This window comes from Ideonella sp. P3_A4 (assembly GCF_056403075.1).
The window spans coordinates 20,807-31,522 of the sequence record NZ_JBFUGE010000020.1 but is presented as its reverse complement, the minus strand read 5'-3'; the positions used below and the strand labels follow the sequence as shown (position 1 = coordinate 31,522).

General features: G+C 67.3%; 10 protein-coding genes. 3 read left to right on the top strand and 7 right to left on the bottom strand.

What is annotated here, in order from left to right; genetic code table 11:
• Positions 1-189: 189 nt before the first annotated feature.
• From AC1DYI_RS04535 to AC1DYI_RS04520, 4 genes are all read right to left on the bottom strand, one after another.
• On the bottom strand, positions 190-1,122 hold the full coding sequence (locus AC1DYI_RS04535) for an AAA family ATPase (protein WP_477202882.1): 933 nt from the start codon (positions 1,120-1,122) through the stop codon (positions 190-192).
• A 135-nt stretch (positions 1,123-1,257) separates the two neighbouring features.
• Entirely contained in the window at positions 1,258-2,046 is a 789-nt protein-coding gene (locus tag AC1DYI_RS04530; protein ID WP_477202881.1) for an FAD binding domain-containing protein, read from the bottom strand.
• A 19-nt stretch (positions 2,047-2,065) separates the two neighbouring features.
• The gene (locus AC1DYI_RS04525) at positions 2,066-4,417 is read right to left on the bottom strand and encodes a xanthine dehydrogenase family protein molybdopterin-binding subunit (RefSeq protein ID WP_477202880.1); all 2,352 of its coding nucleotides are present in this window, start codon (positions 4,415-4,417) and stop codon (positions 2,066-2,068) included.
• 26 nt (positions 4,418-4,443) lie between these two features.
• Positions 4,444-4,911, bottom strand: coding sequence for a (2Fe-2S)-binding protein (locus AC1DYI_RS04520; protein WP_477202879.1), 468 nt, complete (start codon positions 4,909-4,911; stop codon positions 4,444-4,446).
• A 322-nt stretch (positions 4,912-5,233) separates the two neighbouring features.
• On the opposite strand from AC1DYI_RS04520, the gene AC1DYI_RS04515 reads away from it, so the two are divergent.
• On the top strand, positions 5,234-6,241 hold the full coding sequence (locus AC1DYI_RS04515) for an XdhC family protein (protein ID WP_477202878.1): 1,008 nt from the start codon (positions 5,234-5,236) through the stop codon (positions 6,239-6,241).
• A 136-nt stretch (positions 6,242-6,377) separates the two neighbouring features.
• On the opposite strand, the gene AC1DYI_RS04510 is transcribed toward AC1DYI_RS04515, so the two are convergent.
• Together AC1DYI_RS04510 and AC1DYI_RS04505 are read right to left on the bottom strand one after the other, a co-directional pair.
• Positions 6,378-6,821, bottom strand: a complete 444-nt coding sequence (locus AC1DYI_RS04510; RefSeq protein WP_477202877.1) for a hypothetical protein — start codon at positions 6,819-6,821, stop codon at positions 6,378-6,380.
• A gap of 54 nt (positions 6,822-6,875) precedes the next feature.
• On the bottom strand, positions 6,876-7,997 hold the full coding sequence (locus tag AC1DYI_RS04505; RefSeq protein WP_477202876.1) for a branched-chain amino acid ABC transporter permease: 1,122 nt from the start codon (positions 7,995-7,997) through the stop codon (positions 6,876-6,878).
• A gap of 124 nt (positions 7,998-8,121) precedes the next feature.
• Here AC1DYI_RS04505 and AC1DYI_RS04500 point away from each other — a divergent pair, with 124 nt between their 5' ends.
• The gene (locus tag AC1DYI_RS04500) at positions 8,122-9,012 is read left to right on the top strand and encodes a LysR family transcriptional regulator (RefSeq protein ID WP_477202875.1); all 891 of its coding nucleotides are present in this window, start codon (positions 8,122-8,124) and stop codon (positions 9,010-9,012) included.
• Here AC1DYI_RS04500 and AC1DYI_RS04495 read toward each other — a convergent pair.
• The gene (locus tag AC1DYI_RS04495) at positions 9,009-10,118 is read right to left on the bottom strand and encodes a substrate-binding domain-containing protein (protein ID WP_477202874.1); all 1,110 of its coding nucleotides are present in this window, start codon (positions 10,116-10,118) and stop codon (positions 9,009-9,011) included. The genes AC1DYI_RS04500 and AC1DYI_RS04495 overlap by 4 nt on opposite strands.
• Positions 10,119-10,293: 175 nt before the next feature.
• Between AC1DYI_RS04495 and AC1DYI_RS04490 the strand changes: the two genes are divergently transcribed.
• Positions 10,294-10,701 (top strand): DUF3592 domain-containing protein, encoded by a 408-nt coding sequence (locus AC1DYI_RS04490; protein ID WP_477202873.1) that lies wholly within the window; start codon positions 10,294-10,296, stop codon positions 10,699-10,701.
• The last annotated feature ends 15 nt before the right edge of the window (positions 10,702-10,716 follow it).

Sequence of the window (10,716 nt, the reverse complement as noted above, 5' to 3'; positions counted from 1 at the left end):
GGGGCGGGGGGTTCGGGGCAGGTTCGGCGGCTCTTATTCGCGGTCGCCCCAACCGACGCCAGAGAACACGCTGCCGACCGTGAGACCGTGGCCGGCGCACTCCGTCTCCCCGCGAGCGAGCCGCCGAAGATGCCCCGGGCCCCCAGCCCAGCGCGCCAACCGCTGCACGCGTCCCGCATCAACATCGAATCAACGAGCAGCAGCCGAGCGCATCGCATCCTGCACCTCAGCCAACAACCTCGCCGCCTCACCACCCTGCATGCGAGCAATGTCGTCCTGGTACTTCAGCAATACCCCGAGCGTGTGCTGCACCGTCTGCGGGTCCAGAACCAACGCATCCAGCGCCATCAAGGCCCGCGTCCACTCGATGGTCTCGGCGACGCCGGGAAGCTTGTACAGATCGATGCCACGTAGCTTCTGCACAAAGGCCACGATCTGCGCCGACAGAGCCTCGGGCGCACCAGGCACGCGACGCGCCAGGATCGCGCGCTCTCGCACCGCGTCCGGGAAGCCGACCCAGTGGTAGAGGCAGCGGCGTTTCACCGCGTCATGGATCTCGCGTGTGCGATTCGACGTGATCACGACGATTGGTGGATCGATCGCGCGCACGGTGCCCAGCTCGGGCACGGTGATCTGAAAATCCGACAACACCTCGAGCAAGAAGGCCTCGAAGGGTTCGTCGGCGCGGTCCAACTCGTCGATCAGCAGCACCGGTGGCACGAGGTTCGCCGGGTCGATGGCTTGCAGCAACGCGCGCTTGATCAGGAAGCGCTCGCCAAACAGCTCGTCGTCGAGCCGGCCATGCCCGGCCGTGCCTTCGGCCTCGGCCACGCGGATCGCCATCATCTGCCGTGCGTAGTTCCACTCGTAGGCAGCACCGGCCAGGTCCAGCCCTTCGAAGCACTGCAACCGGATCAACGGACGGGCCAGCATCGCGGCCAGCGTCTTGGCGATCTCGGTCTTGCCGGTGCCGGGCTCGCCTTCGAGGAACAGCGGGCGCTGCAGCTTCAGCGCCAGGAAGACAGTGGTCGCCAACTCCCGCTCGGCCACGTAGTCGTGCGCCAGCAGCGCCTCGGCGGTGGCGTCGATCGAGGTGGGCAGGGCGGTAGTGTCCAGGCTCATGGGTGATCGGAAAAGAAACGCCGCAGCGAGTGCGGCGTTTCGGAGAAGAACCGTTCGCCCTGAGCTTGTCGAAGGGCCGGCGATCAGCATGACCGGCTGGGCTTCGACAGGCTCAGCCCGAACGGGGAGGGGGCGTCAGCTGGCGGCCACCGCGCGGCCGGCCAGCACGGGGATCAGCGCGGCGCGGTATTCACCGGTGCCGTGCAGATCGGTCGTCATGTCGGCAGGCGATACGAAGACGCCGGCGCACGAGGCTGCGTCCCAGCTTGCTTGCAGCTTGGTCTCCAGCGCATTGGCGCGGAAGACGCAGGCCTTGGCGCCGGTGACGGCAACGCGTGTGCCGGCCGGGCCCTTGCTGACGAAGACGCCAACCGTTGAGAAGCGCGACGCCGGCTGCTTGAACTTCTGCCAGCCGGCCTTCTCGGGCACCGGGAACTTGACCGCGGTGATCACTTCACCGTCCTTCAACGCGGTCTCGTACAGACCCTTGAAGAAATCGTCGGCCGCGATGCTGCGCTGGTTGGTCTGGATCGTCGCGCCCAGGCCCAACGCGGCGGCCGGGTAGTCGGCCGCCGGGTCGTTGTTGGCCAGGCTGCCGCCGATCGTGCCGCGGTTGCGCACCTGGCGATCGCCGATCTCGCTGGCCAGTTGCGCCAGCGCAGGGATCGCTTTTTGCACGTCTTTCGATGCGGCCACCTCGGCGTGCGTGGTCATCGCGCCGATCGTCACGGTGCCACCGGCCGCGGTGATGCCGCGCAACTCGGCGATCGCCCCCAGGTCGACCAGCGCTTCGGGCGCCGCCAGTCCGAGCTTCATCGCCGCGAGCAGCGATTGGCCACCTGCCACGAGCTTGGCACCGCCGTGAGACGCGGCCTTGGCCGCATCCGCCACCGAACCGGGGTTCTGATAAGCAAAGGCTTGCATGATGGTCGTCCTTTCCTGATCAGCGGTTGTTCTTGATGGCTTGCCAGACGTTGTAGGGCGATGCCGGCATCGGCACGTCCTTCACGCCCAGCGCATGGCAGATCGCGTTGATCAGCGCCGGTGGCGAGCCGATGGCACCAGCCTCGCCGCAGCCTTTCACGCCCAACGGGTTGTGYGTGCAGGGTGTGCCCTTGACCGTCTCGACCGTGAACTCGGGCAAGTCATCGGCGCGCGGCATCGCGTAGTCCATGTAGCTGCCTGTCAGCAACTGGCCGGTTTCCTTGTCGTACACGCCGTGTTCGAGCAGCGCCTGGCCAATGCCTTGTGCCAGCCCGCCGTGCACCTGGCCCTCGACGATCATCGGATTGACGACGTTGCCGAAGTCGTCGCAGGCGGTGAACTTGTCGATGCGCGTGGCGCCGGTCGCCGGGTCCACTTCGACCTCGCAGATGTAGGTGCCGGCCGGGAAAGTGAAGTTGCTCGGGTCGTAGAACGCGTTCTCGTTCAGCCCCGGCTCCAGCTTGTCGTGCGGGAAGTTGTGCGGCACATAGGCCGTCAACGCCACCGAGGCAAACGGGACGGCCTTGTCGGTGCCGGCCACCTTGAACTGACCACCTTCGAACTCGATGTCGGTGTCGGCCGCTTCCAGCAAGTGGGCCGCGATCTTCTTGCCCTTGGCGATCACCTTGTCGAGCGCCTTGACGATCGCGGTGCCGCCCACCGCCAGCGAGCGCGAGCCGTAGGTGCCCATGCCGAACAGCACCTTGCTGGTGTCGCCGTGTTCGATCTCGATGTCTTCCATCGGGATGCCCAGCTTGTCGGCCACCACCTGCGCAAAGGTCGTCTCGTGGCCTTGGCCGTGGCTGTGGCTGCCGGTGAACACGGTGACCTTGCCGGTCGGGTGAACGCGCACTTCGCCGGCTTCGAACAGGCCTGCTCGCGCGCCCAGAGCGCCAGCCACGCTCGACGGCGCGATGCCGCAGGCTTCGATGTAGGCCGAGTAGCCGATGCCGCGTTTCAGGCCCTTGGCCTCGCTGGCCTTCTGCCGGGCCGGGAAGCCCTTCACATCGGCCAGTTGCTCGGCGCGGTTCAGCGTCGCGTCGTAGTCGCCAATGTCATAGGTCAGGCCGACCGGCGACGCGTACGGGAACTCGTGGATGTAGTTCTTGCGCCGGATATCGCCCGGGTCCATGCCCAGTTCACGCGCCGCCGTCTCGACGATGCGCTCGACCACGTAGGTGGCTTCGGGCCGCCCGGCGCCGCGGTAGGCGTCCACCGGCGATGTGTTGGTGAACACCGCGGTCACGGTCGCGCTGATCTTCGGCGTCTTGTACTGGCCAGCCAGCAGCGTGGCGTACAGGATGGTCGGCACGCAACTCGAGAAGGTCGACAAGTAGGCGCCCAGGTTGGCGGTGGTGTCGACCTTCAGCGCGAGGAATTTGCCGTCCTTGTCCAGCCCCAGTTGCGCGGTGGTCGCGTGGTCGCGGCCGTGCGCGTCGGACAGGAACGATTCGCTGCGCTCAGCCGTCCACTTGATCGGCCGGTTGATCTTCTTGCTGGCCCAGACCAGCGCGGTTTCTTCGCCGTAGAGGAAGATCTTCGAGCCGAAGCCGCCGCCCACATCGGGCGCGACGACACGCATCTTGTGCTCGGGGATGCCGAGCACGAAGGCGCACATCAGCAGCCGCTCGACGTGCGGGTTCTGGTTCGACACGTACAGCGTGTAGCTGTCGCCGGCGCGGTCGTACGAAGCGTTGGYGGCGCGCGGCTCGATCGCGTTCGGGATCAGCCGGTTGTTGCGGAAGCTCAGGGTGGTGACATGGGCCGCGCTCTTTAGCGCCTCTTCCACGCCGGCCGCATCGCCGATCTGCCATTGGTAGCAGCGGTTGTCGGCCGACTCGGTGTGCAGCGCGGCCTTGGCGTTTTGTGCATCGACCGGGTCGACGACGGCGGGCAGTTCGTCGAACTCGACGTCGATCAGCTGAGCCGCTTCCTTCGCCTGCTCCAGCGTTTCGGCGACGACCAGCGCGATGCGGTCGCCGACGTAGCGCACCTTGCCGTCGGCCAGGATCGGGTGCTTGGGCTCCTTCATCGGCGTGCCGTCGATCGAGTTGATCAACCAGCCGCAAGGCAGGCCGCCCACGTCTTTGAAATGCTCGCCGGTGAACACGCCCAGCACACCGGGCGCGGCCTTGGCGGCCTCGGTATTGACGCGTTTCAGCGTGGCGTGCGCATAGGGTGAGCGCAGGAAGAAGCCGAATGTCTGGCCGGGCAGGACGATGTCGTCGGTGTAGCGGCCGGTGCCGGTCAGGAAGCGGGCGTCTTCACGACGCTTGACGCTCTGGCCGATGAAACCTTGACGTGCGTTCATGTCATGACTCCTGGTCAAGGTGGTGGCTACTTCATCGAGGCGGCGCCTTGGCGCACCGCCTTGACGATGTTCTGGTAGCCGGTGCAGCGGCAGAAGTTGCCGTCCAGCCCCTCGCGCACTTCCTGATCGGTGCTGCACGCGTGGTGCTTCACCAGGTCGACCGCGCTCATCACCATGCCGGGTGTACAGAATCCGCATTGCAGGCCGTGGCACTCGTTGAAGGCAGCTTGCATCGGGTGCAGCGTGCCGTCGGCGGCGGCCAGGCCTTCGATCGTCGTCAGCTCGCGTCCGGCGGCTTGCACGGCGAGCATGTTGCAGCTCTTCACGGCGCGGCCGTCGATGTGGACGGTGCAGGCGCCGCATTGCGCGGTGTCGCAGCCGACATGGGTGCCGGTGAGCTGAAGCCCTTCCCGGATGAACTGCACGAGCAGGGTGGAAGGCTCGACGTCGCGCGTGAGTTCGCGCCCGTTGACCTTCAGCGTCAGCATGGTCATGTCGTCTCCTTTGATTGACATCCAGGAAGGAACKCCGGACTGCGGACGCCCCCGGTGCGCTGCATCTTAGGCAGCCGGGGCGCCGCTGGCTTGTGCCACAAACACCTACCACTGTCCTGCAAGGGGTGGGGCGCGGCATCAGGGTTCACCCGCAATCCTGGGCGGGTCTGTACCAGAAGGGGACAGCGGCGCCGGCGCGCGCCGGCTGCTCAGGGTATGCCCCGCATCGCCAAGCGCCGCGCTTTGCCCGTACCTTTACTTTTCAGGGGTTCAAGGGGGTACGCCGGCAAACGGCGCGCAGATCCCCGACACTGATGCCGATATGGACAACGTTGATCTGAACATCCTGCGCCAGGTGGTGGCCTGGCGCGAATCCGGCCACCGGGTGGTGATGGGCACGGTGACCCGTACCTGGGGCTCGGCGCCGCGGCCTGTCGGCTCGGTGGTCGCGGTGCGCGACGACGGCGCAATCGCCGGCTCGGTCTCGGGCGGCTGCATCGAAGACGACCTGATCGAGCGCACCAAGGCGCATGCATTGGCGGCTACTTCGCCCCAGGTTGTGCGCTACGGTGTTTCGGGCGACGAGGCGGCACGCTTCGGTTTGCCCTGTGGCGGCACGCTGGAGCTGGTGCTGGAGCCGCTGGCCGACCACAGCCAGGTCGAGCCGCTGCTGAAGCTGCTGTTGGCCGGTGACCAGGTGCGGCGTGAGCTGGTGCTGGCAACGGGCGCCGTCACGCTGAGCGAGCCCGAAGGTGCCGACGTGGTGGTGCTGGACGAGACCAAGCTCGTGACGACGCACGGCCCGAACTGGCGTCTGTTGATCGTTGGCGCAGGCCAGATGACGCACTACCTGGCGCAGATGGCTCAGGCGCTGGACTACCAGGTGACGGTCTGCGACCCGCGCGACGAGTACACCCCCGCCGAGCCGCTGCCCGGCGTGCGCTATGTGCGCGACATGCCCGACGATGCGGTGCAGGCGCTCAAGCCCGACCCGCACACCGCCGTGATCGCACTGACCCACGACCCGAAGCTCGACGACCTGGCGCTGATGGAGGCGCTGCATTCGACCGCGTTCTACGTCGGCGCGATCGGCTCGCGCGTCAACCAGGCCAAGCGCAAGCAGCGGCTGGCCGAGCACTTCGACCTCGACGAACCGACGCTGGCGAAGCTGCACGGGCCGGTCGGCATCAAGAACGGCGCCCGCACGCCACCGGAAATCGCCGTCAGCATCCTGGCTGAGCTGACAGCGGTTCGCTACGGCTGGCGGATCCCGGAGCCGGTGTTCCTGGGGGATGGACCGACGGGGCCGGACGCCGGCTGTGTGACATAGCCCCCACGCCCCCTTCCGGGGGCTGCCCCCCGAGGGGGCTCGCGCAGCGGACCGGCAGAGCCGGATCCGCGCACGCCACTTGATGAGCGGCGGCGCTGCGCGCGCCTAATGACAGTGACTCAGCCGGCGGACCGTTTCAGTCCAAGGTGGCCGCGTCGGCGAACGAGTCGCTGATCTCGCCATCCGTCACCAGCAGCACGACGGCGTCGGTCAGCGGCAGCTTGTCGAACGAGCCGTGGAAGACAAAAGCCTGGGTCTTGTTGAAGTAGACCTGGTACGCACCGCCACTGGTGCCGATGCGCACCGCCCGCACCGCGTGGATGACCTTGCCGGGCTGGCTGATCGGCTCTTTCATGCAGGTTTCGAGGGCACGCACCTCGGTGTCGGCCAGCCGAACGTGGCGAACGGTGGCCAGCTTGGGCGCGACGGCGCCTTTGCAGGCCTCGCTCAACTCGACAGCGGGTTCGGGTTCGCCGCCGAGAAAATCTTGYGGCGCGGTGATAGGGCGTCGCCAGTTGGCGTCAGCCAAGGCCAGCGCAGGCAACAACACGAGCAGGCAGGCAGCGGGCAAGCGCCTCATGGGGACTCCTTGGAGAGGCGGGCGGGTCGGCGAGCATCCGACGCGCGAGCCGCATCATCTCGGAGATCGCGGCGGCTGTAAACGTAAGTCCAGCCGGCCAGCGCGGCGTGGAGACATGTTGTAAGCGTGCCGTGGCGGCGAGGCGCCGTGCTCAGGCGCCGGCCACAGCCCCCGCGGCCTCAGCAGCATCGTGCCAATCATGGTCAGCGCGATCAGCGAGGGGCGCAGCATGCCCGCGTCGAGCCGGCCGTCGGTCATGGTCTGCAGCGGCCCGGCGACGTAGCGCAAAACCTCTGGCAATGCGGTCAGCAGCACCGCGCCGAGGACCACGCCCGGGATGTGGCCGAGACCGCCGAACACCACCATGGCTACGATGAACGTCGACTCTTGCAGGCTGAAGGCCTCGGGCGACACGAAGCCTTGGAAGGCCGCGAACATCGCGCCCGACACGCCGCCAAAGCTCGCACCGATCCCGAAAGCCAGCAGCTTCAGGTTGCGGGTGTTGAGACCCATCGCTTCGGCGGCGACCTCGTCGTCTCGGATCGCCATCCACGCGCGGCCAATGCGCGAGTGCTCCAGGCGGTGGCAGACGATGACCGTGGCCACCGTCAGCGCAAGGAACAGGTAGTAGTACAGCGTGACCGGCGCGAGCTGAAAGCCGCCGACGGCCAGCGGCTGGCCCAGGTCCAGCCCGAGGACGTTCATCGAGTCGATCGGGCCGACGCCCTGAGCGCCGTTGGTGATGTTGATCGGCGTTCCGCCCATGTTGTTGATCAGGATCCGCACGACCTCGCCGAAGCCCAGCGTCACGATGGCCAGGTAGTCGCCACGCAGCTTCAGCGTTGGTGTGCCCAACAGCATGCCGAGCAAGGCAGCCAGCGCGGCCGCGAGCGGGATCGTCACCCCCCACGGCGTGTGCAGGCCGGCCGGGAGCAGCGCGCCGATCGCCGCGAAGTTCTCGCTCAAGTGCGGCGAGTTCAGCAGTGCAAACAGGTAGGCGCCGACGGCGTAGAAGGCCACGTAGCCCAGATCCAGCAGACCGGCGTAGCCGACCACGACGTTCATGCCCAGCGCCAGCATCAGGTACAGCAGGCAGGTGTCGACTGAGCGCACCCAGTGCGTGCCGCCGGCTTGCAGCAGCAGCGGTAGCAACAAGAGTGCGGCGACGGCGGCCATTCGGGCCGTCTTGCTTTGCGGAATCATGGAGATACGCTATTCGAGATTGAATGAATCGGAAATAGCGCCAGAATCCGCTCATTGCGGAATGATTCGCTTCAATCGGGGCCTTCACTTCATGGCGATGGACAAGCTGAGCGGCCTGCTGGCCTTCGTGAAAACAGCCGATCTGGGCAGCTTCGTCGCAGCGGGCCGGACGCTGGAGATCTCGGCGTCGGCGGTCGGCAAGGCCGTCGCGCGGCTGGAGCAGGAGGTCGGCGTGCGCCTGCTGCACCGAAGTACCCGCCGCGTCCAGCTGACCGACGAAGGCCGGCTGTTCCACGAGCGTTGCCGGCGTGTGCTCGACGACCTCGACGATGCCCAGGCCATGCTCGTGCGAACGAGGGAAGCGCCGCGAGGCAGGCTGCGCGTCAGCGCACCGATCGTCGGCCACCACTTCCTGATGCCGTTGATCCCGGACTTCCTCGCGCGCTACCCCGAGGTCGAGCTCGACATCAACTTCACCGACCGCAGCGTCGACCTGATCGAAGAGTCCATCGACATCGCGATCCGCAGCGGCGACCTGCCCGACTCGCGCCTGGTCTCGCGGCCGCTGCAGCCATTTCGCTTGCTGCTGTGCGCCTCACCCGCCTACCTGGCGCAGCACGGCACGCCCAAGCAGGTGCATGACCTGGAGGGCCACGCCTCGATCCGCTTCCGGCACCCGAACACCGGCAAGCTGCTCGACTGGCCGATGCTGCAGGCCGCCACTCCCGACATCGACGCCCGGCTGCGAACGGTGCTGGCCTGCAACAACATCGAGGCAGTGCTCAGTGCCACGCTGCGCGGCTTGGGCATCGCTTGCATGCCGGACTTCCTGGTCCGCGGCGTGCTGGCAGAGGGCCTACTGGTGAGCGTGCTCGATGAGCAAGTCAACGCCGGCGGCCGGTTCAACGCGCTCTGGCCATCGAGCCGGCATCTCTCGCCCAAGGTGCGGGTCTTCGTCGACCACCTGGGCCAGTACTTGTCCGGTTAGGCCTTGGCTTTGGCGGCGCGGTAGTGCCACCACGGCAGCGCACGCGTGAGTGACAGCACGGCGCCCGGACTCTCGGCACTGTCATAGCCGGGCAGGGTGATCAGCGCCTTGCGCCATGCCGGCGCGGCCAGTGCTTCGCGCAGCTTCACCACACCGGGGTGTTCCAGCGCGTCTTTCAGGCAGACGAGGAAATAGTCTTCCTGCACCAGCGGCACGAAGCCGAGGCCATACGCGCGAGCTGCGGCCTCCACACCCAAACCAGCATCGGCCCCGCCACTGGCCACGGCCGCCGCCACCGCGTTGTGGCTGTCTTCGGGCGCGCCGGTGTGCAGGCTCGTCGGCGCCAGCTTGTGTTGCGCGAGCAGGTGCTCGGTCAACAGCCGCGTGCCCGACCCGGGCTGGCGGTTGATGAAACGAAGCTTCAGCGCCACCACGTCGGCCAGGGTTCGAAGCCCAAGGGGATTGCCGGCCGCGACGATCAGGCCCTGGCTGCGCCGGCTGCAGCCGATCAGCTTGTGCCGACCCGGCTTGAGCAGTGGCTTCAGCGCCTGGGCAAAGAGGTTGCGGCTGTCGGCCAACGGCGGTACATGAAAGCCGGCGACTTGGCAGCGGCCCTCGGCCAATGCACGCAGGGCGTCCAGGCTGCCTGCAAAGCGCAAGTCGATGTGCAGGCGCTGCGCGGCGCTCGCCTGCTCGCGCAGCAGTGGCAGCGCCAGGTCGTGGCTGGCATAGACGGTGAGCACTTGCTGGCTGCCGTCCAGCGCTTCGGCGACCACGCGTTCCAGCTCGACGCGCAGCGCCTCGATGTGTGGTGTCAGGCGGGCGCGGGCGCGCGTCTCGGCCCACAGCAACCGCTCGGCAAACGGCGTCAGTCGCGCCGGTTGGCCGCGCACCCAGTTCACCAGCGGTTCGCCGAGCACGCCCTCCCAGTGCTTGAGCGCACCCCAGACGTGGCGATAAGAGGCGCCGATGGCGCGCGCCGCATGCTGGATCGAGCCCTGCTCGTGCACGGCAGTGAGCAGGTCGAACAGCGGGTTGTGCAGCGCGGCACCGCGCTGGCCTTCGGGCTCGAAGCTGTATTGAAGGTGAACGCCGCGCGACTGCATGCCTGGACCCGGTGCCTCGTTCGCCGCAGTGTACGAAGCCGGCGGGTCGTCGTTCTGCGCACTACGTCGCAGTCTCGCTGTTAGACGGACGTCAGCGCGGCCGTGGGTCGCCGAGAATCCGCGCCGTTTTCACAACAACGCCGTGGAGGGCGGTTCAAGAATGGATATCTTCAACATGAGTCGCCAGCGCACGCTGCGCCAGTGGTTGTTTCGCATCGGCGCCGTGGTCGCTGGCCTGTCGATCCTGGTCATTGGCCTGAAGGAATACCGCGCGGCTTCGCACCTGCAGTCCGTTGGCCAGCTGGCCGAAATCCAGCCGATCGACGGCTACACGCGCCACAAGCGCCGCGGCTCGACGACCTACTCTGCGCAGATCACCTTCGAGACATCGGCCGGCCGCAAGGTCTCGCAGCGCCACAGCATCCCCAAGGACGCGCTGGACGAGCTGGAGCGCGGTGCGACGGTTCGTGTGCGCTACGACCCGGACAGCCCGTCGCAGTTCATCTTCGAGCACGAAAGCGGCGAGTGGCTGCCGGCAGCGATGGGGGCGGGCTTCCTCGCCGTCGGTCTGTTCCTGCTTTGACCCAGGCGCCGTAGC

What these genes read in the sequence shown, in the direction of transcription:
- AC1DYI_RS04535 (WP_477202882.1), bottom strand. Translation starts at nt 1,122, where the DNA reads ATGAGCCTGGACACTACCGCCCTGCCCACCTCGATCGACGCCACCGCC.
- AC1DYI_RS04530 (WP_477202881.1), bottom strand. Translation starts at nt 2,046, where the DNA reads ATGCAAGCCTTTGCTTATCAGAACCCCGGTTCGGTGGCGGATGCGGCC.
- AC1DYI_RS04520 (WP_477202879.1), bottom strand. Translation starts at nt 4,911, where the DNA reads ATGACCATGCTGACGCTGAAGGTCAACGGGCGCGAACTCACGCGCGAC.
- AC1DYI_RS04515 (WP_477202878.1), top strand. Translation starts at nt 5,234, where the DNA reads ATGGACAACGTTGATCTGAACATCCTGCGCCAGGTGGTGGCCTGGCGC.
- AC1DYI_RS04505 (WP_477202876.1), bottom strand. Translation starts at nt 7,997, where the DNA reads ATGGCCGCCGTCGCCGCACTCTTGTTGCTACCGCTGCTGCTGCAAGCC.
- AC1DYI_RS04500 (WP_477202875.1), top strand. Translation starts at nt 8,122, where the DNA reads ATGGACAAGCTGAGCGGCCTGCTGGCCTTCGTGAAAACAGCCGATCTG.
- AC1DYI_RS04495 (WP_477202874.1), bottom strand. Translation starts at nt 10,118, where the DNA reads ATGCAGTCGCGCGGCGTTCACCTTCAATACAGCTTCGAGCCCGAAGGC.
- AC1DYI_RS04490 (WP_477202873.1), top strand. Translation starts at nt 10,294, where the DNA reads ATGAGTCGCCAGCGCACGCTGCGCCAGTGGTTGTTTCGCATCGGCGCC.